Source organism: Lonepinella koalarum (genome assembly GCF_004565475.1).
Taxonomy (GTDB): domain Bacteria; phylum Pseudomonadota; class Gammaproteobacteria; order Enterobacterales; family Pasteurellaceae; genus Lonepinella; species Lonepinella koalarum.
Genome location: NZ_SRHX01000001.1, coordinates 395,962 through 419,359, shown reverse-complemented (window position 1 = coordinate 419,359; position 23,398 = coordinate 395,962). Strand labels below are relative to the sequence as shown.

Here is a 23,398-nt window from a genome sequence, read left to right as displayed (position 1 = left end):
GAATAGAGATCACAAAATTAAGGATTTTCAGTGGCAAAAGCAGGACTAAACCATTCATTTAACTTGGCGGACAAGCGATCTATACCGATTTTATTGAGAGCTGAAAATGGCTCAACTTGAACATCTCCCTGAAAGGGTAAAATCGCTTCACGCACCATTTTTACGGTTTTTGATCTGGCACTTTGGCTAAGTTTATCTGCTTTGGTGAGTAATAATAGTACAGGTAATTCCGATGCGACAGCCCATTCAATCATTTGCTGATCTAAATCTTTCAGCGGATGGCGAATATCCATTAAAATCACTACGCCTTGCAAACATTCTCGTTTCTGTAAATATTCCGATAAAGACTTTTGCCATTGCAATTTCATCTGTTCAGGGACAGCAGCATAACCATAACCGGGTAAATCCACGAGTTTACATTGCGGTTCCACTTCAAATAAATTAATTAACTGCGTCCGCCCCGGGGTTTTTGATGTACGAGCCAAGTTTTTTTGATTGGTTAAAGCATTAAGTGCGGTAGATTTTCCCGCATTTGAACGTCCTGCAAAAGCGATTTCAATTCCCGTATCTTCGGGGAGTTGCGTAATATTCGCTGCACTGGTGAGAAAGTGGGTTTTATAGTAGTTTAATTTTATTTCAGACATGGATTTTCTCTTTTTATCTTCTTTGCACGTGGTTTTTGATGCTAAGCATACCTGATAATCAAGAAAATAGCACGAAACAGCGTATTTTTCATATAAGTCATCATAAATTTTCATATTTCACACAGGTTTTTTTAGCTCAATATATGGATAATTTTGCTATAAATTTAAACTGTGATCTAGATCACTTTTTCATTTATTCTAATTTTGTAATATAGCCCTAAATTAGAATTTCAAACTTTATCAATTAAGCATTATCTGATTGATAATTAATGTAATATCTATCCATAGGAGAACTTAATATGAAATTCACCAAAAGAACGTTTATGAAATCACTTCTCGCTGTATCTGTTTTAGGTTTTGCTGGATTAAGTAGCTTACCAGCATATTCTAACACGGAAGATCCATTAAAATTAGGTTTCTTAGTGAAACAGCCTGAAGAACCATGGTTCCAAACCGAATGGACATTTGCGGATAAAGCTGCCGCCGATTTGGGAAATGTGCAAATTATCAAAATTGCAGTGCCTGATGGTGAAAAAACCTTAAACGCTATTGATAATTTAGCCGCTAATGGTGCAAAAGGTTTTGTGATTTGTACGCCAGATCCAAAACTTGGACCGGCGATTATGGCAAAAGCCAGATCCTATAAAATGAAAGTTATTACCGTTGACGATCAATTTTTAAATGCAGCCGGTGAACCGATGACCCAAGTGCCATTAATTATGATGGCGGCGGAAGAAATTGGTCAACGTCAAGGTCAAGAACTTTACAAAGAAATGCTTAACCGCAAATGGGATGTGAAAGAAACCGCAGTGCTTGCCATTACAGCAGATGAATTAGATACCGCTCGTCGCCGTACTGAAGGTTCAATTTCAGCATTAATTGCATCAGGGTTCCCTGAAAAACAAATTTATAAATCACCAACTAAAAGTAATGATATTCCAGGTGCATTGGATGCCGCCAATTCCATGTTAGTACAACATCCTGAAGTGAAAAATTGGTTGATTGTCGGTATGAATGACAATACGGTATTAGGTGGTGTGCGTGCCACCGAAGGTCAAGGCTTTAAAGCGACAAATGTGGTGGGTATTGGTATCAATGGTACGGATGCCGTTAATGAATTATCTAAACCAAATCCAACCGGTTTCTTAGGTTCATTATTACCTAGCCCAGATGTGCACGGTTATAGAAGTGTTGAATTATTGTACAAATGGGTCAAAGATGATGTTGAACCTGAAAAATTTATTGCCATCGGCGATCCTGTATTTTTAAAACGTGAAAATTTCAAAGAAGAATTAGCGAAAAAAGGACTTTAATCTTCTTATTGTTGGATTTCTCTTGGTGTCATGGCATTGCTATATCGTTGAGAGAAATCCAACCATTCAATGTCCTTTATAAGGAGAAACTCTATGCAAATTCCTTATTTAGAATTTGATAACATTACCAAAATATTCCCCGGCGTTAAAGCTCTACAAAATGTGTCATTTAAATGTTATGAAGGTAAGGTTCACGCTTTAATGGGCGAAAATGGGGCGGGTAAATCGACCCTATTGAAAATCCTGAGCGGTAACTATTTACCCACCGAAGGGAAATTACATATCGGTGGACGAACTATGACCTTTCGTAATACCAAAGAAGCCTTATTGGCTGGGATTGCGATTATTTATCAAGAATTGAATATCGTGCCTGAAATGACGGTGGCGGAAAATTTGTGTTTAGGGCAATTTCCTCATCATTTGGGTATAGTGAATCAAAAGGCGTTAATCGAACGGACGCAGCAATATTTAGATAAGTTAGATCTGAATGTTGATCCTAATACCCCATTAAAAGAGCTATCCATCGGTCAATGGCAAATGATTGAAATTGCCAAGGCCTTAAGTCGTGGAGCAAAAATTATTGCCTTTGATGAACCGACCAGTAGTTTATCTGCACCTGAAATTGATAAATTATTTCAAGTGATTAATGAATTGAAAGCGGAAGGCAAAGTGATTTTATATGTTTCGCACCGAATGGAAGAAATTTTCCGTATTAGTGATGAAATCACCGTATTAAAAGACGGACAATTTGTGGAAACTTTCAATGATTTGAGCAAAATCACTAATGATGATTTAGTGCGGAGCATGGTGGGACGTAATCTGGGTGATATTTATCATTATCGTCCAAGAGAAACCGGTGAAACTCGGCTAAAAATCACCGCACTTTCTGGCACAAAATTGAAAGGCGACTTTAATTTATCCGTTAAAGCAGGGGAAATTCTCGGTTTATTTGGATTAGTCGGCGCCGGGCGTTCAGAATTACTGAAAGTGATCTTTGGTGCGGATCCGATGACACAAGGCTCAATTGAATTAGACGGTAAACAATGTACGATTTCCACCCCAAAACAAGCCATTGAACAAGGTATTGTGCTTTGTCCAGAAGATCGTAAAAAAGAAGGGGTTATTCCAACGGCGACGGTAGCTGAAAACATTAATATCAGTGCCAGACGTTCACATAATTTGTTTAAATTTATTATTAATGAAAAATGGGAAAAACAAAACGCAGAACAACAACGTCAACAAATGAACGTGAAAACCCCATCTATTGAGCAGTTAATTGTGAATTTATCTGGGGGGAATCAACAAAAAGCCATTCTTGGACGTTGGTTATCGGAAGATATTAAAGTGCTGTTGCTTGATGAACCTACAAGGGGGATTGATGTGGGAGCAAAATCAGAAATCTATGATTTGATTTTCAAATTAGCGGATGAAAAATTGGCGATTATCGTGGTTTCCAGTGATTTACCTGAAGTGATTGGTGTGGCGGATAGAATTATGGTCATGCGAGCAGGGAAAATGACTGGTTGCGTTGAACGTTCACAAGCCACAGAAGAAAAAATTTTAAAATTGGCAATGGTTTAACTATTTTGGAGATGTATAATGAATACGACAACTCAAACAAAAAATGCGACAATTTTATCCAAAATCTGGAATGCTTACGGCATGTTACTGATTTTCGCTGTGATTTTTATCGCATCCTGTATCTTTATTCCTAACTTTGCGACAGTTATCAATATGAAAGGGCTAGGGCTTGCTATTTCCATGAGTGGAATGGTATCTTGCGGAATGTTATTTTGCTTGGCAGCACGTGAAATAGACTTATCTGTTGCATCCGTGATTGCCTGTGCTGGCGTCGTCACCGCAGTGACATTGAATGCCACACAAAGCTTATTTCTAGGCATTGCAGCCGGTTTAGGCTTAGGGGCAATGATTGGATTAATGAACGGATTTGTGATTGCTAAACTTAAAATTAGTTCATTTATTAGTACCCTTGCTACCATGCAAATTGCACGTGGCTTAGGTTATATTATTTCTGACGGTAAAGCGGTGGGAATTACTAAAGAAGAATTTTTTGATTTAGGCTATCAAGATTTTCTTGGTATTCCGTTGCCAATTTGGTTTACCATTATTTGTATTGCTATTTTTGGTTTCTTACTCGGTCGCACCACTTATGGACGAAATACCTTAGCCATTGGTGGTAATGAAGAAGCCTCTCGTTTAGCGGGGATTAATGTTGATCGAACTAAATTGCTTATTTTTGTAGCATCAGGGGTCGTTTCAGCATTAGCGGGGGTAATTCTTGCTGCTCGTATGACAAGTGGACAACCAATGACCTCCATTGGTTTTGAAATGACCGCCATTTCAGCTTGTGTACTGGGTGGTGTCTCAATGAGTGGTGGAGTTGGTAAAATTTCCTTTATTATTGCTGGGATTTTGATTTTAGGTACAATTGAGAATGCCATGAACTTACTCAATATTTCACCATTTGCTCAATATGTGGTACGTGGATTAATTCTATTAATTGCGGTGATTTTTGATAAATATAAACAAAAATTTATTAAATCATAAGGAAAATGCATGCAATCTTCTCCTGCTCAACAAGATAATCCATTATTACCGGGCTATAATTTTAATGCTTATTTAGTCGCAGGAATGACGCCGATTGTGGCAGGAGAAGCATTGGACTTTACCATTAACCGACCTAACGGCATGAAAGGTTATATTATTAATTTAACCACTGATGGGATTGGGACAATTTTTCAAGGTGATGATCAATTTAATTGCTCCGCAGGTGATTTGCTGTTATTTCCGCCGAATGCCACCCATTATTATCATCGAGCAGAAAACAGTCCTTTATGGCATCATCAATGGATTTATTTTCGTCCCAGAGCCTTATGGAAAGATTGGCTTAATTGGAGTGATACAGTCAATCATGTGGGGCGGTTGACCGTTACCGATTGCAACGAATATCAACGGATTTTGACATTATTTAAACAAATTGAACAAGAATATCGGCATAAAGGGTTGTTTTATGAAGAAATGTCGATGTGTTTACTTGAACAATTATTACTCACTTGTTTTAAACTCGATCCGTCTAATAAACAGCGAATGTTAGATCCTCGAGTGTTATCCGCTTGTCATTTTATCACCGACAACTTGGGGCAAAATCATAAAATCGCTGATATTGCCAACGCTATTCATATTTCTCCCTCTCGCCTTGCTCATTTATTTGTCCAACAAACAGGCAGCTCCATGATTAAATGGCGAGAAGAACAACGCATGATTAAAGCCCAGCATTTACTCCATACGTCTAACGCACCGATTTACCATATCGCCAGAATCTTAGGCTATGATGATCAGCTTTATTTTTGTCGTTTATTTAAACGCCATACAGGGTTAAATCCATCAGAATATCGTAATTCTCGTTAAAATGTGATCTCGTTCACATTTATTTTTATCTAGCTATTTAATCCATATAAACAGCATATTGACCTCTTACTTTTGGCTAACTTTAAGATTATTCTAGGATATAGTTATTTTATCAAAAGAGAGAATAATCTATGAAAAATACAGCGCAATATATTCAATCTGGGCAAGCTGTGCTAGGAATTGAATTTGGTTCAACACGAATTAAAGCCGTTTTAATTAACCAGCAAGGTGAGATTCTTGCTACTGGTATTGCCGATTGGGAAAATCATTTTGACAATGGCATTTGGACTTATTCCGAAGCTGAAATTTGGCAAGGTTTGCAGCAATCTTATGCGGATTTAACTCAACAGATTCAAGATAAATATCAAGTCACCTTAACTAAACTATCTGCTATTGGCATCAGTGCCATGATGCACGGTTATTTACCTTTTGATAAACAAGATAATTTGCTCGTACCATTTCGAACTTGGCGGAATAATTTTACGCAAAAATCTTCGCAAAAATTGACCGCACTTTTTAACCATAATATTCCGCAACGTTGGAGCATTTCCCATTTATATCAAGCGATTTTGAATAATGAACCGCATGTTGCTCAAATTGATTATTTCACTACGCTGGCAGGCTATGTACATTGGCGATTAACTGACGAAAAAGTATTGGGGATTGGTGATGCGTCAGGCATGTTTCCGATTGATAGTGAACGATTGGATTATGATCAGACCATGCTACAACAATTTGATCAATTGATTAGCGAAAAACAATATTCTTGGCATATTAAAGCGCTATTACCGAAAGTATTACTAGCAGGTGACAATGCAGGCTTTTTAAGCGAAAAAGGAGCGAAATTACTTGATCCTGCTGGTAATTTGCAAGCCAATATTCCATTTTGTCCACCGGAAGGGGATGCCGGAACTGGTATGGTCGCCACCAATAGTATTAAAGAAAAAACCGGTAATATTTCTGCTGGTACTTCTGCCTTTGCTATGATCGTATTAGAAAAAGCCTTGTCAAAAGTCTATCCTGAATTAGACATTGTCACTACGCCTACAGGTAAACTGGTGGCAATGGCACACGCTAATAACTGCAGTTCAGAAATTAATGCTTGGGTACATTTGTTCAATGAAGTGCTGCAAGCCTTTGATGTAAATGTAAATTCCCAAAAACTCTATGAAACCTTATTTAATCAAGCCTTAAAAGGATCACCGGATTGCGGTGGTTTACTGGCTTATGGCTTCCATTCTGGCGAACATATTGTGGGGCTGGGATCAGGTTGCCCGATGTTTATTCACCCGACGAATGCGGAATTTAATGTGGCGAATTTTATGCTTTCCCATCTTTATGCTGCCTTTGGAGCGATGAAATTAGGGGTCGATATTTTGTTGCAACAAGAGAACGTCAATATTGAGCAAATACTCGCCCATGGTGGTATGTTCAAAACCCAAGGTATCGCACAAAAAGTCTTAGCATCCGCCTTAAATATCCCTGTTGCCATCATGCAAACCGCAGGTGAAGGGGGAGCTTGGGGTATTGCATTATTAGCCAATTTCTTAGGCAAAAATAACACGTTAAGTGAGTATTTAGATCATGAGATTTTTATCCAAAGCCAGCTTGATGTGGTTAAGCCTGAGCCGACAATTCATCAGGGTTATGAGAAATTTATTAAACAATATCAACAAGGTATCGCTATTGTACAAACAGCGATTGAACATATAAAATAGGAGAATAATTATGCAATTCTTAAAAAATTTAGAAGTCTGGTTTATCGTGGGTAGCCAACATCTTTATGGTGAAGATGCTTTAGCTGAAGTAAAACAGCATGCGGAGCAAATTGTAACGCATTTAAACAACCAAAATCCGTTTATTAAAATTAAGTTACAGCCGTTAGCCACCACACCGGATGAGATTTTAACCCTTTGCCAACAAGCCAATAATCAACCCAATTGTGTGGGATTAATGGCGTGGATGCACACCTTTTCACCTGCCAAAATGTGGATTGCAGGGCTAACCCAACTAAACAAACCTTTATTACAATTTCATACCCAATTCAATCAACATATTCCTTGGCATGATATTGATATGGATTATATGAATTTACATCAAACCGCTCACGGTGATCGTGAATTTGGTTTCTTAGTTTCTCGTTTACGCAAAGCGAGAACCGTTCTGGTCGGGCATTGGAAATCCCTTGAAGTGCAACAAAAATTAGATCGTTGGTTACGTGTGTGTGCCACGATTTATGATCAACAACACCTTAAAATAGCTCGCTTTGGTGATAATATGCGACAAGTTGCCGTGACCGAAGGGGATAAAGTAGAAGCCCAAATTAAATTTGGTTACAGCGTGAATGGTTATGGCGTGTATCAATTAGTTGATGCGATTAATCAGGTGAGTGAGGCGGATGTTAAAAAATTAGTTCAGGAATACGAGCAATCTTATACCTTGGTGGATAGCCTAAAAGAAAATGGCGAAAAACGCACCGCACTTTTTGACAGTGCCAGAATTGAACTGGGTTTAAAAGCCTTCTTGGAACAAGGTGATTTCCACGCTTTCACTGACACCTTTGAAAATCTCAACGGCTTAAAACAACTACCGGGCTTACCAGTCCAACGCTTAATGGAACAAGGTTATGGTTTTGGTGGCGAAGGCGATTGGAAAACAGCCGCTCTCGTGCGAGCTATTAAAGTGATGAGTTATGGCTTACCAAAAGGCTCATCTTTTATGGAAGACTACACTTATCACCTTGATGAAAATAATGAATTAGTGTTAGGTGCACACATGCTGGAAGTTTGCCCAAGCATCGCTAATGATAAACCAATCTTAGACATCAAGCCATTAGGTATTGGCGGTAAAGAAGATCCAACTCGTTTAATCTTTACCGCAAAAACCGGCAAAGCAGTCAACGCTACCATCGTAGATATGGGGAATCGGTTTAGAATGATCGTGGCAGACTTAGATGCCGTAGATAAACCACAATCTATGCCAAATCTTCCTGTCGGACACGCTTTCTGGCAGCTCAAACCGAATTTTGATATTGGTACACAAGCATGGGTATTAGCTGGTGGCGCTCACCATAGTGTGTTTAGTCTAGATATAGATGCCGACATGCTTCGTACCTTGGCGGAATATTGGGATATTGAGTTTATCCATATTCATCAAGATACCAAACTCGCCGAGTTGAAAAATGAGTTGCGCTGGAATGAGTTAGCTTATCGTTAAATAATATTAAGGCATAGTGAATACTCATTTTACTATGCCTTTTGTTGGTTAACAATGATACTTATTTCGATACTCAACCAAATCTTCAATGGTCAGCACGGGATACCCGAATTTTTGAGCAAATTCTACGATTTGTGGGGTTCTTGCCATGCTACCGTCATCGTTAGTGATTTCACAAATCACGGCAGCAGGTTTGTAACCTGCTAATACGGTTAAATCCACAGATGCTTCGGTATGTCCACGGCGTTTTAACACGCCCCCTTTTACTGCTCTTAATGGAAAAACGTGTCCCGGGCGGTGTAAATCGGTTGGTTTGGCGCTATCTGCGAGAGCCGTTTTAATGGTAGTGACACGATCGGCGGCTGAAACACCTGTGGATACGCCTTGAGCAGCTTCAATGGTGACTGTGAATGCGGTTTTATTGACGCTAGTGTTGTCTTGCACCATAGCGGGTAAATCAAGCTGTTGGCAAAGCTCATCCGTGATACATAAACAGACAATACCACTACCATAGCGAATTAATGTCGCCATTTGTTCGCTGTTAATGGTTTCGGCGGGGAAGATTAGATCACCTTCGTTTTCACGATCTTCATCGTCTAACACTAATACGCCGTTACCTTGTTTAAAGGCTTCTAACGCATTGATCACACGTTGTTCGGCAGTGCCAAAAGGGGATAATAATGACTGATTCATAGTAAATTCCTTAGAAAATGCAAATATAAATTACCAGAATCAGGGCGCAAGAAATGACAAAAACAAGCGACATTTCGCTTGTATATATCGTTATCTCTCTTTCATCCAGACTATACTGTTGGCTTTGGGGTTTCACCAAATCTGCTGACTTCTTTAACAAGAACGCTCGCGGGCTATACCGCCAGTAGGGAATTTCACCCTGCCCTGAGAATGCGAAATAAGTATAGCACCAGTTAAATTTGATTGCTATTGATAAAAAAGGTTTTTATTCTAAATAAATATTGCATACAATAGACAAAATTACATAAATTTAAACCGCAGTTTGCGAATTATGTAGCATAACGCTTATATTTTGAACGGAAAAAGTGCGGTAATTTTTTAAGGATTTTCCTATGAGTGACGATTATTCATACCTGCAACAAAAACGTAAACAGTTGAATTTACAAGTGAATGAACTTTGTGAAAAAGCGAATATATCCAGAGCTTATTTTAATCAACTGGTGTCTGGTAAAATTAAAAACCCCAGTGCGGTGAAATTAACGGCTTTACATAAAGCATTAAATATTGCGAATGTTCCCGAGTCAAAACGAGTTGGGGTGATTTTTGGTAAGTTTTATCCCGTGCATACTGGACATATTAATATGATTTTTGAAGCCTTTAGTAAGGTGGATGAGATACACGTGATAGTCTGTAGCGACACGGAACGGGATCTTAAGCTCTTTTATGATAGTAAAATGAAACGCATGCCAACGGTGCAAGATCGTTTACGTTGGATGCAACAAATCTTTAAATATCATAAAAATCAGATTTTTATTCATCATTTGTTGGAAGATGGCATCCCAAGCTATCCAAACGGTTGGGAAGGTTGGTCTGGGGCGGTAAAAGCTTTATTTAAAGAGAAAAATGTCAATCCAACGGTGGTATTTAGTAGTGAAATTCAGGACAAAGCCCCTTATGAAAAATATCTCAATTTGGACGTGGTGTTAGTCGATCCTGAACGGCGGTTTTTTAACGTATCGGCGACTAAAATTCGTAACAATCCGTTCCATTATTGGAAATTTATCCCGAAAGAAGTGCGTCCATTTTTTGCCAAAACCATTGCTATTTTAGGCGGTGAAAGTAGTGGTAAAACCGTGTTGGTGAATAAATTGGCAGCGGTGTTTAATACCACATCGGCATGGGAATATGGGCGTGAATTTGTGTTTGAACAACTCGGTGGCGATGAGCAAGCCATGCAATATTCCGATTATCCACAAATGGCATTAGGGCATCAACGGTATATTGATTATGCCTTGCGTAATGCTCACAAAGTGGCGTTTATTGATACAGACTTTATTACTACGCAGGCGTTTTGTATTCAGTATGAAGGTAAAGCTCACCCATTTTTAGATTCAATGATTAAGGAATATCCATTTGATGTGACTATCTTATTGAATAATAATACAAAATGGGTAAATGACGGATTACGTAGTTTGGGTTCTCATAAAGCGCGTCAACGTTTTCAACAATTACTGAAAAAATTGTTAGATAAATATAAAGTACCTTATATTGAAATTGAATCACCGAGTTATTTAGAGCGATACAATCAAGCAAAAGCTATTGTGGATAAAATTCTCAATGATGAAGAAATTACAGATCTTACTCACGATAACAGTATTTTTACAGAAACAGAGGAATAATGATTTTATTTGCAGGCGATCCCCATGGCAGTTATGAACATTTATATCCTTTTGTACGTGAACGTGCGGATATTAGCTTGATTATTTTGGGGGATTTACAACTGACTAACCCGAAACCGTTAGATGATTTAGCCCAATATTGTGATATTTGGTTTATTCACGGAAATCACGATAGTAAAATTGTGGCGAATTATGAAGCTATTTGGGGTAGTCATTGGAAAGAGCGGAATTTGCACGCTAGAGTAGTGGAGATTGAAGGTAAACGTATTGCGGGATTAGGGGGCGTTTTTCGCGGACAAATTTGGATGCCACCGAGCAAACCTGTGTTTTTTGATCCCATTCATTATTGTCAATATTGTCAGCCGGAACATTTATGGCGGAATGGTATTCCTTTACGTCATAGGGTTTCTATTTTTCCGTCCGATATTGAAATACTAGAAAACCAACAAGCGGATATTTTAATTTGTCATGAAGCACCTAAGCCACACCCATTAGGCTTTCGGGTGTTAAATCAGCTGGCAGAGAAAATGGGCGTAACACAATTATACCATGGTCATCATCACGAAAATTTTGATTATAGTAAGTTAAAACGCAAAAATTCATTTCAAACTGTTAATGTGGGGTTTCGCAGTCTTTGTGATCTTGATGGCAATTATTTGTTGAAAGGAGTGGATGATCGGTAATTAAACTATTAAATAAAGTGCGGTTTAAAATTCAAAAATTAAAAGATTGATAGGTACTTTGTTTTTCTTTAATTCATTTATTCCTGTCCTGTGTATAAATAATTGTTGATTCTAATATAAAAATATTCATCAGAATGTAAAAAATATGTTGCAACTTATACTAAATTTTAGTATATCTTGATAGGTCCCTTTATTGGGAATGTAAATATGACAACTCAATCCCCCTTTTCTAGGAGAACTATAATTATGAAAAAATTACTAAAACTTTCTCTTGTTGCCGGTATAGCCATGTCAGCTTTTTCCGCTCAAGCCGCAGATGAGCAATTTATTACTATCGGTACAGGGGGACAAACGGGTGTGTATTATGTGGTTGGTCAGTCGATTTGTCAGTTAGTAAATCGTGATACAGCGAAAACCCATATTAAATGTAATGCGCCATCAACAGGTGCTTCAATTGCTAATCTAAATTCCATTGCGGCAAAAGAAATGGATATGGGGATTGCTCAATCCGACTGGCAATATCATGCGTATAACGGTACCAGCTCTTTTGAAGGTAAGAAAAATGATAAATTGCGCGCGGTGTTCTCACTACATGCGGAACCTTTTACCTTAATGGCGCGTGATGATTCAGGGATTAAATCTTTTGATGATTTAAAAGGCAAACGTGTCAATGTGGGTGATCCGGGATCTGGTACTCGCGCAACTATCAATGTGATTATGGCGGAAAAAGGTTGGACAGATAAAGATTTCAAAGTCGCTGCCGAATTAAAACCAGCTGAAATGGCATCATCCATGTGTGATAATAACCTTGATGCAATTACCTATAACGTAGGGCATCCGAATGGAGCATTAAAAGAAGCAGCAGCCTCTTGTGATGCACATTTAGTACCCGTGACGGGTCCAGAGATTGATAAATTAGTTGAACAGCATTCTTACTATGCAAAAGCCGTCATTCCGGGCGGTTTATATAAAGGTACGGACAATCCTGTGGATACTTTTGGTTCTTATGCAACCTTAGTCAGTTCTACCGATGTAGATGCGGATAAAGTGTATGCGGTGGTAAAAGCAGTGTTTGATAACTTCGATCGTTTTAAACGTTTACATCCAGCATTTGCTAACTTAAAAGAAGAAGATATGATTAAAAATGCCTTATCTGCACCGTTGCACGAAGGGGCTGCTCGTTATTATAAAGAAAAAGGTTGGTTAAAATAATCTTTATAAATATAATGAGTTATCTTCTTTTCTACACCCTATGCAATTTGCGTAGGGTGTCTAATTATCATTATTTGAGTAATTTATTATGTCTGCACAAGCAAAAACAGTTGATTATGATGATTTACAAGATATGGTGGCATCCAATGATGCGGGTGGACGAAATCCAACTGGATTTGCCAAAAAGCTCATTGTGATCACCGCTATTGTATGGTCAGTATTTCAACTTTATTACACATCCCCTTTTCCGTTTTGGTTACAAGAACAATTAACACATTTAGGCATTGATTTGAATGTAGTGGTGGATGACACCAAAGCACGTTCTTATCATTTAGCCTTTGCGTTATTTTTAGCATTTTTGTCCTTTCCTGCCTTTGCGACTTCACCAAAACATCGTATTCCGTTATTAGACTGGTTTTTTGCTATAGCAGGAGCCTTTTTAGGTGCTTATTATCTCTTTTTTTATGAAGGTTTAGTGACCCGATTTGGCGCACCTAATTTACAAGATATTATTGCGGGTTGTTGTGGGGTGCTGTTGTTATTAGAAGCTACTAGACGAAGTCTAGGCTTACCTTTAGTGGTAATTGCCGTCATTTTTTTACTATACAATTTTTTCGGGCAATTTATGCCAACAGATTGGTTGATTAGTCACCGTTCTGGTTCGTTAGCACAAATTGTCAATCAACAATGGATCACAACCGAGGGCGTATTTGGTGTAGCGTTAGGCGTTTCAACTAAATATGTGTTTTTATTTGTATTATTCGGAGCATTATTAGATAAAGCGGGCGCGGGTAACTATTTTATTAAAACGGCGTTTGCTTATTTAGGGCATTTACGTGGTGGACCTGCTAAAGCCGCTGTGGTTTCGTCGGCATTAACGGGGTTAGTTTCTGGTTCTTCAATTGCCAATGTCGTGACCACTGGAACATTCACCATTCCAATGATGAAACGTGTGGGTTTCTCGCCCGAAAAGGCGGGTGCAGTGGAAGTGGCATCCTCGGTAAATGGGCAAATTATGCCACCTGTCATGGGGGCGGCTGCGTTTTTAATGATTGAATATGTGAATATGCCTTATAGCCAATTGATTACCCATGCTTTTTTACCTGCACTGATTTCTTATATTGCATTAGTTTATATTGTGCATTTAGAAGCACGTAAAATGGGGTTAACAGGGCTTGAACGAGTCGATCCGCCCCGTCCATTTTTAATGGTGTTGATTCGGACCATCGGCTTTTTCTTAGCCATGTGCATAATTTATTTTGCTTTAGATTTGGGTTTAGGATGGATTAAAACGGCTGTGCCTGATTATTCATTCTTAATTATTTGTGGTTTACTCATTGCGGTGTATTTGGGGCTCATTCATCGAGTAGCAAGTTTCCCAGATTTGGAACCGGATGATCCCAATTCTAAAATTGTTAAACTACCATCGGCTAAACCGACAGTAAATGCTGGCTTACATTATCTGTTGCCGGTAATTGTGTTAATGTGGTGCTTAATGATTGAGCGTTTATCCCCCGGCTTATCTGCATTCTGGGCGATTCTTGCATTAGCCACGATTTTAGTCACTCAACGTCCTTTATTGAGCTGGTTTAGAGCGGAGAAAAGTAATAAAGCTGAATTATTTAAACAAGGTTTATACGAACTTATTGACGGCTTAGAAGTCGGTGCCAGAAATATGATCGGTATCGGTATTGCCACTGCCACTGCGGGGATTATTGTTGGTGTGGTGTCGTTAACTGGTTTTGGGGTGCAATTAGCGAACATTATTGAATTCTTATCCATGGGTAACATTTTATTAATGTTGATTCTTGTTGCAGTCTTCAGCTTAATTTTAGGTATGGGGCTGCCAACCACAGCAAACTATATCGTGGTGTCATCTTTAATGGCATTGGTAATTGTGGAGGTGGGTAAACAAAACGGCTTAATCGTACCATTAATCGCGGTGCATTTATTTGTATTTTATTTCGGGATTATGGCAGATGTTACCCCGCCGGTCGGTTTGGCATCCTTTGCTGCCGCGGCAATTTCAGGTGGTAGTCCGATTAAAACCGGGGCAACGGCCTTTTATTACAGCTTAAGAACCGCTATTTTGCCATTCTTGTTTATTTTCAATACGGATTTGTTGTTAATTGATGTGACTTGGTGGCATGCACTCTTGATTTTCTGTGTGGCAACAATAGGTATTATGATTTTTACTGCTGCTACAATGAATTTCTTCGTAGTGAAGAATAAATTATGGGAAACGGTGGTGTTAATTTTAGCTGCATTTACCTTGTTCCGTCCGGGATTCTTCATGGAATATGTTTCACCAACTGCACGTTCGGTTGATCCTGCTCATTTTGTACAAGAGTTAGGACAAGCACCCGTTGGACAAAATATTATGCTTAAAGTGTCTGGCATGAATCCTTATGGTAAGGAAATTCAATTTTACGCTCAACTGACGGTGCCTGAAGGTACAACAGGTGAAGAGCGTGTGCAAGCCCTAGGTTTAACCTTGTTAGATACTGGGGAGCAAATTGAGATTAATGGTCAAACATCACCTAAAATCTTAATTGATAATGTGGAAATAGATTCTCCAGCCGCTAAAGCCGGTCTGAATTGGGATCAAACTATTCTTGAATTGGATGTGCCGGTTCATTCACTGAATAAAGAATGGATGTTTATTCCAGCGTTATTACTTGCTATTGGAATTTACTGGAATCAGCGCCGTAGAAAGCAATCAATTCACTAAATATGATGGCTAACTGTTTGGGTTAGCCTATTTAAAAAGGATATTTTATGTATAACAAACTTCTTATTGCCATTGATTTAAATAATTTAGAAAGTGCCAAATATGTGGTTGATACTTGTTTAAAACTGACGGCGAATAATCCGGATGCACTGTATCGTGTGGTATCTATTATTGAACCGATGGACGATAGTTTTATTTCAGCGTTTTTACCGAAAAATTTTGATAAGTCGGTGGTTGAAGAAGCGAACAAAGCCTTACATGATTTTACGCAGTCCGTTTTTCCAGCGGGGGCAAAAGTCCAGCATATTGTAGCACATGGTACGATTTATGAAGAAATTAATCGCATTGCTCAGGAAAAATCCGTCGATTTAATAGTGATGTTGGCAAGTAGCAAGCCTAATGCTAAAGGCTTAAGTTCCAATACGGTAAAAGTCGCTCGTAATAGTGAAAAACCGATGTTAATTTTAAAATAAGTAGCTTATCCCATTAAAGAATGGTTAAGCCTATCAATAAGCACTAATTTTACATCAATATTTTCTAATATTGACGAACTTTTATTCACAAAGTGCGGTCTAATTTAACATAAAATCGAAAGATAGTTGATCTTTTGGTTTTTTATGTTATAACAGGCAGGTGAAATTCATCTAGGATTAAAGAAGGAAAGCAATGAATAAAGAAGCACAAATGATGTTAGTTCCGCAAGGTAATCTGGAAGGTTATATTCGAGCAGCTAATGAGTATCCAATGCTTACCGCTGAAGAAGAAAAGGAATTGGCGGAACGTTTGTACTACAAAGAAGATTTAGAAGCAGCAAAAGCGTTGATTTTGTCACATTTACGCTTTGTGATTCATGTTGCTCGTGGTTATTCAGGTTATGGCTTGCCGCAAGCGGATTTGATTCAAGAAGGTAATATCGGTTTGATGAAAGCGGTAAAACGTTTTAATCCTCAAGTTGGCGTACGTTTGGTGTCTTTTGCGGTACATTGGATCAAAGCAGAAATTCACGAATATGTATTACGCAACTGGCGTATCGTGAAAGTTGCCACCACCAAAGCACAACGTAAATTGTTCTTCAATTTACGTAAAACTAAACAACGCTTAGGCTGGTTTAACGACAATGAAGTAGATGTGGTTGCAAACGAACTCGGCGTATCTAAACAAGATGTGATTGAAATGGAAAGCCGAATGACGGGTTCGGATGTGGGTTTTGATTTACCAAATGAAGAGGGTGAAGAAAGTAGTTTTTCTCCCGTGATGTACTTAGAAGACAAAAGCTCTAACTTCGCTGCAGAATTTGAAAATGAAAACTTTGAAAACCAAGCTGTTGAGCAACTAAGCAACGCAATGGAAACCTTGGACGAACGTAGTCAAGACATTATCAAAGCTCGCTGGCTAGACGACAATAAAGCGACCTTGCACGATTTGGCCGCTAAATACAATATTTCTGCTGAACGTGTGCGTCAGCTTGAAACTAATGCATTGAAAAAATTGAAAAGTGCGGTAAGTTTTTAATAAATTCTTGCCTGAAAAAAGATCGGAGAAATTCGATCTTTTTTATTGCGATAGAGTTAACCCTATTATAACAGCAATTGTAGCCCATCTGATGCTCCTTTAATTTTCCCTTTAATGGGTGAAAACCCTTGAGTATGCCAATGTTGATTTGAACGACAAAATTTACGGTAATTTTGTGGCGATGTCCCCACCTGTTTCTGAAAATTATCATAAAAACGGCTTAAGGCATTAAAACCGCTAGACAAAGAAATATCCAACATAGATTTATCCGTGTCGCTCAACAAGGCTTTGGCGTGATTGATTCGCATCATGATAATGTATTGCTTAATGGTGAGTTGCATGGTTTTCTTAAACAATCCCATGGCATAATTGGGGTTTAATCCCACTGCCGAGGCAATGTCCGCCGCCGTCAGGGCTTGGCTGTAATGGGTGGCAATATGATTGAGCATGAGGCTTACATAATTTAATTGATGACGGGAATTATTATTTTCCTGTTTATTGTATTCCGCCCCACTGGCGAGGGCTTGCCAACCGTCAAAACTCATGCGTTTAATCATCAGTTGAATTTCGTTATACACCAATTGCTGGCGATTACTGTCGGCTAATTGTAACTCTTTTTGCCAGCGTTCAATTTCAAACCGCCCCACCAAATCCGCTTGATTGGATTGCAAAATCATGCCGTGGGTAATTTGATTAATCAGCTTGTTCGGCAACGACCAAGACAAAAACAAATGCACGGGAATATCCAACACCGCCATCGCCGAGCAAGCCTGACAATCCACCAAACGATGCGGCACGGAAGCCCAAAACAACGCAATATGCCCCGCTTTAATTGGAATATTTTTGCCATTAAAAATATATTCCACATCGCCAAAAGGAATATTAATTTCCATATGTCCATGCCAATGATAGCCTTCCATCACCCCTGGTGGCTGTTGCAAGGTCACATGCACAGGATATTGCGTGTGATACAAGGCTAAGGGACTAATCTCTTCGGATTCTTGGGGGAGATTGTCCGCAAATGTTAAGGTTGAATCCTGATTTTTTTGGTTTTCTTTCATTCTTTCGTTCCTTTTAAAAAACCGCGGTAAAAAACACCGCACTTTTACCAAAAAATCTGTGACCCAAGTCATTCGATCTGAATTTTTGGGAATTTTTATTGAAATTATGGGAAGAATTTAACCGATTTAGCAGGCATACTCAAGCCAAATTTAAATCCATTTATTTATTATCAGGAGTTTGCTATGAGTAGTCCAAAAATTACCTTTATTGGGGCGGGTTCCACCGTGTTTGTGAAAAATATTTTAGGCGATGTGTTTCATAAACCTGCGTTGAAAGAAGCTCGCATTGCCTTAATGGATATTGACCCTGTGCGGTTGGAAGAATCCCATTTTGTGATTGAAAAATTAATGAAATCTCAAGGGGCGAACGGCACGATTGAAAGTTACACCGATCAAAAAGAAGCCTTGCGTGATGCGGATTTTGTGGTGGTGGCGTTCCAAATTGGCGGTTATGAGCCTTGCACCGTGACGGATTTTGAAGTGTGCAAAAAATATGGCTTGGAGCAAACCATTGCCGACACCTTGGGCGTGGGTGGCATTATGCGTGCCTTGCGGACAATTCCGCATTTATGGAAAATCTGTGATGATATGTTGGAAGTTTGCCCGAATGCCACCATGTTGAACTATGTGAACCCAATGGCGATGAACAGCTGGGCGATGTTTGAAAAATATCCACAAATTAAACAAGTGGGGCTTTGCCATTCGGTGCAAGGCACAGCGGAAGAATTGGCTCACGATTTAGATTTGGATCACCATGATTTGCGTTATATTTGTGCAGGAATCAACCACATGGCGTTTTATTTAAGCCTTGAAAAACGCTTGCCAGATGGCAGTTATCAAAGCATTTACCCTGATTTACACGAGGCTTATGCCAGCGGTCGCGCACCAAAACCACGCATGGATAATAATCTGCGTTGTAACAATATTGTGCGTTATGAAATGTTGAAAAAACTGGGCTATTTCGTCACCGAATCTTCCGAACATTTTGCCGAATACACGCCGTATTTCATCAAGCCGAATCGCCCTGATTTAATTGAGCGTTACAAAGTGCCACTCGATGAATATCCAAAACGTTGCGTAGAGCAAGTGGAAAAATGGAAAAGCGACTTGCAAGAATTTAAACAAGCGGAAAAAATTTGTGTGGCAGAATCCCGTGAATACGCCAGTAGCATTATCAACTCCATTTGGACGGGACAACCAAGCGTGATTTACGGCAATGTGAAAAACGATCAGTTAATTGAAAACTTGCCGTCCGATTGCTGTGTGGAAGTGGCTTGTTTAGTGGATGCCAACGGCATTCAGCCAACTCATGTAGGCAAAATTCCAAACCATTTGGCGGCGTTGATGCAAACCAATATTAATGTGCAACGTTTAACCACGGAAGCCTTGATCACGGAAAATCGGGATCGTATTTATCATGCGGCAATGCTTGATCCGCACACCGCCGCCGCCCTTGGCTTAGAAGAAATTTATGCCTTGGTCGATGAATTATTGGTGGCACATAAAGACTGGTTACCAAACTGGATCAATCAATAACACCACTCACGAAGCATGGTAAACCCTTACCATGCTTTTTTCCATCATTAATCACAAGGAGTAAACCATGAGTTTATCCATGAAAACCAAACTCAGTTTTGGACTGGGGGCATACGGCAAAGATTTTGCCATTGGCATTGTGTATATGTATTTAATGTACTATTACACCGATGTAGTGGGGGCATCTGCCGCCGTAGTGGGGACGATTTTTATGATCGCCCGTGTGTGGGATGCGGTCAACGACCCGATTATGGGCTGGATTGTGAACAACACCCGCACTCGCTGGGGCAAATTCAAGCCATGGATTTTAATTGGCACGATTTTAAATTCTATTGCCTTGCTTTCCCTGTTTTATGCCGACAAATTCAGCGGCACGGCGTTAGTGGTTTACATTGCCGTCACCTATATTTTATGGGGCATGACCTACACCTTAATGGACATTCCCTTTTGGTCACTCACCCCAACCCTCACCCTTGACCAACGGGAACGGGAACAACTCGTGCCTTACCCACGCTTTTTCGCCAGCCTCGCTAACTTTGTCACCGCTGGCGTATGTTTATGGTTTGTGGCAAAAGTGGGCGGCGAAGATCAAGGGGCAGGTTTCCGTGCTTTCGTGTGGGTAATTATTGCGTTTTTTGTGGCATCCACCATTATCACGCTGGTGAACGTCAAAGAAAAATATTCTTCTGACAATCTTGAAGAAAATCAAGGCGGAAAACGCATTCCACTGAAAGAGCTGATTTCCCTGATTCCCCGCAATGACCAGCTTTCCAGCCTATTGGTCATGGCGCTTTGCTACAATATCGCCAGCAATATCATCACATCTTTCGCCATTTACTACTTCACCTATGTGGTGGGTGACAAAGAGCTCTTCCCGTATTATATGTCTTATGCGGGTGTAGCCAATTTAGTGGTCATCGTACTGTTCTCAAAATTGGCAAAACTGTTCTCACGCCGTATTTTGTGGGCAACAGCGTCTATTTCGCCAATTTTATCTTGCTTAGTGTTGGCTTACACAGGGATGTCTGATCATCATAGTATTTGGCTGATTATCTTTGCAGGGATTTTAATGAACATCGGCACTGCCTTGTTCTGGACATTGCAAGTGATTATGGTGGCAGATACGGTGGATTACGGTGAATATAAACTCGGCATCCGCTCCGAATCCATTGCTTACGCCGTACAAACCATGGTGGTCAAAGCAGGATCGGCAGTTTCTGCATTCCTCATCGGCGTATTACTCACGGTGATTCATTATGTGCCAAATGTAGAGCAAAGTGAAAGCACCATTTTCTACATGAAAATCATCATGATCGGCTTGCCAATTTTGTTCTTCGCTGTCAAACTCTTCGTTTATTTCCGCTACTACCGCCTACACGGCGACTTACTGGCAAAAGTGAATATTCGCTTGTTGGATAAATATCGGAAGTTTGAATAAGTTTAGGGAGATTTTCCCCACAAAGAATTGTGGGGAAAAATGAAAGGTCAGCAATAGCGTGTGGCATTGGCGAGGGTAATGGTGATTCGTCCTATGTTGAGTGATTGGTGACTTTTTCAGTTAAAATCGGATAGTTGGTACGTTGTTGTTCAAACGTTCCATTTAAAATCAACGTATCAACATCAAATGATTTACCGCTGTACTAATAGCTTCGGAATGTTTCAAATAATTTTGTACAGATTCATCATTTAAATCATAAATCACACAATATTTAACTTGCATTCTATAAATTCACAGAGTATTATCGCTTTAGACATTACATTTTGTGATGTCTTTTTGTTATTCTGGGGTAAATATGAAAAATAGAATTGCAGGTGCACTTTATGGACAAGCTCTTGGAGATGCAATGGGAATGCCCTCTGAATTATGGAGCAAAAAATACATAGAAGAATTCTTTGGGGGATTGATTACAGAAATGCTTGATGGTCCCGCCGAAAATGAGGTGGCGACTAATTATATCAAGGGGCAATTTACTGATGATACTGGACAAGCTCTGGTACTACTTGATTCTCTTGCGTCAACCAATTATATCCCTAATACTAAAGACGTCGCTCAACGCCTTCTAGAATGGTCTGAGCGAGAAAATGCTTTTCAAAATAATATATTAGGACCAACAACAAAATTGGCCCTCACAGATTTCCGAGAAGGTAAAAATCCATCTAAAGTAACTAACTCGGCTCTTTCAAATGGTTCAGCTATGCGAATAGGTCCAATAGGAGCAATGTTTTATCCCGAACAAAAAGAAAAACTAGTTGACTACGTTTATGATCTTAGTTGTGCTACTCATTCAAGTGATATAGCAATAGCAGGAGCAGCAATGATTGCCGTTGGCGTTGCCTCTGCAATTGTTAATGATGATTTTGAAAAAGTTGTGGATGATATTCTAGCAATTGAGCCTATCGGCTATGCTAAAGGAGCTGAAACTTTTAGTCCACGATTAAATGAACGAGTAAAAATTGGTATTGAAATAGCTAGGAAATATAAGGAACAAGATAGCATTTTTTTACAAAAAATCTATGATATTGTCGGCACTGGGGTACAAATTATAGAATCTGTTCCTGCTGCCATTTCCGTGGCATATTATGCCAGAAATCCTAATCATTCTGCTTTTCTTTGTGCCAATATGGGCGGAGATACGGATACTATTGGTGCGATGGCGACTGCAATTTGTGGTGCTTTTACTGGCGTATCCGTCATTCACTCTCATTATATTGAAATGTTACACAAACAAAATAATATCAATTTTAATACCTATATTGATATTTTAATTAAAGGACGGGAGAAACTAAAGTGAAGACATTAATTCTTGGTTCAGCTATTGTCGATCAAATAATGTTAATTGATCGTCTTCCATTATCAGGAGAAGACATCACCTGCATAGAAACCAAAACAACCATAGGAGGATGTGCATATAATGTAGCAAGTACCATGAGAAATTTGGACACACATCATGATCTTTATGTTCCCGTCGGAACGGGCTTATATGCAAATTTAATCCGTGAAACCCTTTTGCAAAATGGTTATCCAATTCTGTTCCACAGTGAAGAAAAAGATAACGGATACTGTTTAACGCTTGTTGAATCTAATGGAGAACGTACCTTTATTACTGTCGTTGGTGCGGAAGGATATTTTAAAAAAGACTGGTTAGAAAACATTAATCTTGATGATTATTCCCAAGTCTATGTGGATGGTTATCAATTTACTAATCATAATGGGAAAATTATTGCTGAATGGTTATCTGCGAATAACCAAACACAACTCTTTTTCGCTCCCGGTCCTGTTATTAATGTTATAAATGCAGAAGTAATGAATCAGCTGTTATCTTTAAAACCTATTTTGCATATTAACGAAAAAGAATTAAAGGATTTTACTCACCATAATGACATAAAACAGGCAGTTCAGTGTTTACATTCTCAGACTCAGAATCTCATTATCGTCACATTAGGTTCTAAAGGAGCAGCTTATTTTGATGGAACAATTTTTGAAATAATTCCAAGTCCTAAAGTGAAAATTGTTGACACGATTGGTGCTGGAGATAGTCATATCGGTGCTATTCTAGCTGGATTATCTCAAGGATATCCTCTTAAAGATGCTGTTATACTTGCTAATAAAATTGCCGCCGAAGTTGTTCAAACACAAGGCTCTACAATGACCAAAGAAAACTTTATTCAAAAATTTGGAGGATAAACCT

The 23,398-nt window shown here is 39.1% G+C and carries 19 protein-coding genes and 1 riboswitch; of the genes, 16 read left to right on the top strand and 3 right to left on the bottom strand.

Features of this window, described 5'->3' with window-relative positions; translation table 11 throughout:
- Nucleotides 1–17: 17 nt before the first annotated feature.
- On the bottom strand, nt 18–644 hold the full coding sequence (gene yihA, locus E0709_RS02010) for a ribosome biogenesis GTP-binding protein YihA/YsxC (protein ID WP_243640837.1): 627 nt from the start codon (nt 642–644) through the stop codon (nt 18–20).
- Nucleotides 645–943: 299 nt separating this feature from the next.
- On the opposite strand from yihA, the gene E0709_RS02005 reads away from it, so the two are divergent.
- The 6 genes from E0709_RS02005 (at nt 944) to araA (ending at nt 8,602) form a co-directional block, all read left to right on the top strand.
- Nucleotides 944–1,957 (top strand): arabinose ABC transporter substrate-binding protein, encoded by a 1,014-nt coding sequence (locus E0709_RS02005; protein WP_132300016.1) that lies wholly within the window; start codon nt 944–946, stop codon nt 1,955–1,957.
- 93 nt (nt 1,958–2,050) lie between these two features.
- A complete protein-coding gene (gene araG / locus E0709_RS02000; protein WP_132300014.1) occupies nt 2,051–3,538 on the top strand; it encodes an L-arabinose ABC transporter ATP-binding protein AraG in 1,488 nt (495 codons plus the stop codon).
- A gap of 18 nt (nt 3,539–3,556) precedes the next feature.
- A complete protein-coding gene (gene araH / locus E0709_RS01995; protein ID WP_132300012.1) occupies nt 3,557–4,525 on the top strand; it encodes an L-arabinose ABC transporter permease AraH in 969 nt (322 codons plus the stop codon).
- Nucleotides 4,526–4,534: 9 nt separating this feature from the next.
- Nucleotides 4,535–5,386: an arabinose operon transcriptional regulator AraC gene (gene araC, locus E0709_RS01990; RefSeq protein ID WP_132300010.1), complete on the top strand. Its 852-nt coding sequence runs from the start codon at nt 4,535–4,537 to the stop codon at nt 5,384–5,386.
- A 131-nt stretch (nt 5,387–5,517) separates the two neighbouring features.
- Complete coding sequence (locus E0709_RS01985) at nt 5,518–7,104, top strand: xylulokinase (RefSeq protein WP_132300008.1); 1,587 nt, start codon at nt 5,518–5,520, stop codon at nt 7,102–7,104.
- A gap of 10 nt (nt 7,105–7,114) precedes the next feature.
- The gene (gene araA, locus E0709_RS01980; RefSeq protein WP_132300006.1) at nt 7,115–8,602 is read left to right on the top strand and encodes an L-arabinose isomerase; all 1,488 of its coding nucleotides are present in this window, start codon (nt 7,115–7,117) and stop codon (nt 8,600–8,602) included.
- A 48-nt stretch (nt 8,603–8,650) separates the two neighbouring features.
- On the opposite strand, the gene ribB is transcribed toward araA, so the two are convergent.
- Nucleotides 8,651–9,295 carry a 3,4-dihydroxy-2-butanone-4-phosphate synthase gene (gene ribB / locus E0709_RS01975; protein WP_132300004.1) on the bottom strand — a complete coding sequence of 215 codons (645 nt, stop codon included), beginning with the start codon at nt 9,293–9,295 and terminating at the stop codon, nt 8,651–8,653.
- An 89-nt stretch (nt 9,296–9,384) separates the two neighbouring features.
- A riboswitch (FMN riboswitch) is annotated at nt 9,385–9,511 on the bottom strand.
- A 176-nt stretch (nt 9,512–9,687) separates the two neighbouring features.
- On the opposite strand from ribB, the gene nadR reads away from it, so the two are divergent.
- The 6 genes from nadR to rpoH all read left to right on the top strand — a co-directional run bounded on the left by nadR (nt 9,688) and on the right by rpoH (nt 17,112).
- Nucleotides 9,688–10,974 (top strand): multifunctional transcriptional regulator/nicotinamide-nucleotide adenylyltransferase/ribosylnicotinamide kinase NadR, encoded by a 1,287-nt coding sequence (gene nadR / locus E0709_RS01970; RefSeq protein WP_132300002.1) that lies wholly within the window; start codon nt 9,688–9,690, stop codon nt 10,972–10,974.
- Nucleotides 10,974–11,657, top strand: coding sequence for a metallophosphoesterase family protein (locus tag E0709_RS01965; protein WP_132300000.1), 684 nt, complete (start codon nt 10,974–10,976; stop codon nt 11,655–11,657). Before nadR ends, E0709_RS01965 begins: the two co-directional genes overlap by 1 nt.
- 246 nt (nt 11,658–11,903) lie before the next feature.
- Nucleotides 11,904–12,869: a TAXI family TRAP transporter solute-binding subunit gene (locus E0709_RS01960; RefSeq protein ID WP_132299998.1), complete on the top strand. Its 966-nt coding sequence runs from the start codon at nt 11,904–11,906 to the stop codon at nt 12,867–12,869.
- A gap of 88 nt (nt 12,870–12,957) precedes the next feature.
- On the top strand, nt 12,958–15,600 hold the full coding sequence (locus E0709_RS01955) for a TRAP transporter permease (RefSeq protein WP_132299996.1): 2,643 nt from the start codon (nt 12,958–12,960) through the stop codon (nt 15,598–15,600).
- Between the two features lie 47 nt (nt 15,601–15,647).
- The gene (locus tag E0709_RS01950; RefSeq protein ID WP_132299994.1) at nt 15,648–16,073 is read left to right on the top strand and encodes a universal stress protein; all 426 of its coding nucleotides are present in this window, start codon (nt 15,648–15,650) and stop codon (nt 16,071–16,073) included.
- Nucleotides 16,074–16,266: 193 nt separating this feature from the next.
- Nucleotides 16,267–17,112, top strand: coding sequence for an RNA polymerase sigma factor RpoH (rpoH, locus tag E0709_RS01945; RefSeq protein ID WP_132299992.1), 846 nt, complete (start codon nt 16,267–16,269; stop codon nt 17,110–17,112).
- A gap of 65 nt (nt 17,113–17,177) precedes the next feature.
- Here rpoH and melR read toward each other — a convergent pair whose 3' ends face one another.
- Complete coding sequence (gene melR / locus E0709_RS01940; RefSeq protein ID WP_132299990.1) at nt 17,178–18,173, bottom strand: transcriptional regulator MelR; 996 nt, start codon at nt 18,171–18,173, stop codon at nt 17,178–17,180.
- A 183-nt stretch (nt 18,174–18,356) separates the two neighbouring features.
- Here melR and melA point away from each other — a divergent pair, with 183 nt between their 5' ends.
- The 4 genes from melA (at nt 18,357) to E0709_RS01920 (ending at nt 23,394) form a co-directional block, all read left to right on the top strand.
- Nucleotides 18,357–19,709 (top strand): alpha-glucosidase/alpha-galactosidase, encoded by a 1,353-nt coding sequence (melA, locus tag E0709_RS01935; protein WP_132299988.1) that lies wholly within the window; start codon nt 18,357–18,359, stop codon nt 19,707–19,709.
- 67 nt (nt 19,710–19,776) lie between these two features.
- Nucleotides 19,777–21,147: a melibiose:sodium transporter MelB gene (melB, locus tag E0709_RS01930; RefSeq protein ID WP_132299986.1), complete on the top strand. Its 1,371-nt coding sequence runs from the start codon at nt 19,777–19,779 to the stop codon at nt 21,145–21,147.
- 355 nt (nt 21,148–21,502) lie between these two features.
- On the top strand, nt 21,503–22,501 hold the full coding sequence (locus E0709_RS01925; RefSeq protein WP_132299984.1) for an ADP-ribosylglycohydrolase family protein: 999 nt from the start codon (nt 21,503–21,505) through the stop codon (nt 22,499–22,501).
- On the top strand, nt 22,498–23,394 hold the full coding sequence (locus tag E0709_RS01920; protein ID WP_132299982.1) for a PfkB family carbohydrate kinase: 897 nt from the start codon (nt 22,498–22,500) through the stop codon (nt 23,392–23,394). Before E0709_RS01925 ends, E0709_RS01920 begins: the two co-directional genes overlap by 4 nt.
- The last annotated feature ends 4 nt before the right edge of the window (nt 23,395–23,398 follow it).

Excerpts from the sequence above, each read along its gene's own strand:
- yihA (WP_243640837.1), bottom strand. The coding sequence starts at position 644 with ATGTCTGAAATAAAATTAAACTACTATAAAACCCACTTTCTCACCAGT.
- E0709_RS02005 (WP_132300016.1), top strand. The coding sequence starts at position 944 with ATGAAATTCACCAAAAGAACGTTTATGAAATCACTTCTCGCTGTATCT.
- araG (WP_132300014.1), top strand. The coding sequence starts at position 2,051 with ATGCAAATTCCTTATTTAGAATTTGATAACATTACCAAAATATTCCCC.
- araH (WP_132300012.1), top strand. The coding sequence starts at position 3,557 with ATGAATACGACAACTCAAACAAAAAATGCGACAATTTTATCCAAAATC.
- araC (WP_132300010.1), top strand. The coding sequence starts at position 4,535 with ATGCAATCTTCTCCTGCTCAACAAGATAATCCATTATTACCGGGCTAT.
- E0709_RS01985 (WP_132300008.1), top strand. The coding sequence starts at position 5,518 with ATGAAAAATACAGCGCAATATATTCAATCTGGGCAAGCTGTGCTAGGA.
- araA (WP_132300006.1), top strand. The coding sequence starts at position 7,115 with ATGCAATTCTTAAAAAATTTAGAAGTCTGGTTTATCGTGGGTAGCCAA.
- ribB (WP_132300004.1), bottom strand. The coding sequence starts at position 9,295 with ATGAATCAGTCATTATTATCCCCTTTTGGCACTGCCGAACAACGTGTG.
- nadR (WP_132300002.1), top strand. The coding sequence starts at position 9,688 with ATGAGTGACGATTATTCATACCTGCAACAAAAACGTAAACAGTTGAAT.
- E0709_RS01965 (WP_132300000.1), top strand. The coding sequence starts at position 10,974 with ATGATTTTATTTGCAGGCGATCCCCATGGCAGTTATGAACATTTATAT.
- E0709_RS01960 (WP_132299998.1), top strand. The coding sequence starts at position 11,904 with ATGAAAAAATTACTAAAACTTTCTCTTGTTGCCGGTATAGCCATGTCA.
- E0709_RS01955 (WP_132299996.1), top strand. The coding sequence starts at position 12,958 with ATGTCTGCACAAGCAAAAACAGTTGATTATGATGATTTACAAGATATG.
- E0709_RS01950 (WP_132299994.1), top strand. The coding sequence starts at position 15,648 with ATGTATAACAAACTTCTTATTGCCATTGATTTAAATAATTTAGAAAGT.
- rpoH (WP_132299992.1), top strand. The coding sequence starts at position 16,267 with ATGAATAAAGAAGCACAAATGATGTTAGTTCCGCAAGGTAATCTGGAA.
- melR (WP_132299990.1), bottom strand. The coding sequence starts at position 18,173 with ATGAAAGAAAACCAAAAAAATCAGGATTCAACCTTAACATTTGCGGAC.
- melA (WP_132299988.1), top strand. The coding sequence starts at position 18,357 with ATGAGTAGTCCAAAAATTACCTTTATTGGGGCGGGTTCCACCGTGTTT.
- melB (WP_132299986.1), top strand. The coding sequence starts at position 19,777 with ATGAGTTTATCCATGAAAACCAAACTCAGTTTTGGACTGGGGGCATAC.
- E0709_RS01925 (WP_132299984.1), top strand. The coding sequence starts at position 21,503 with ATGAAAAATAGAATTGCAGGTGCACTTTATGGACAAGCTCTTGGAGAT.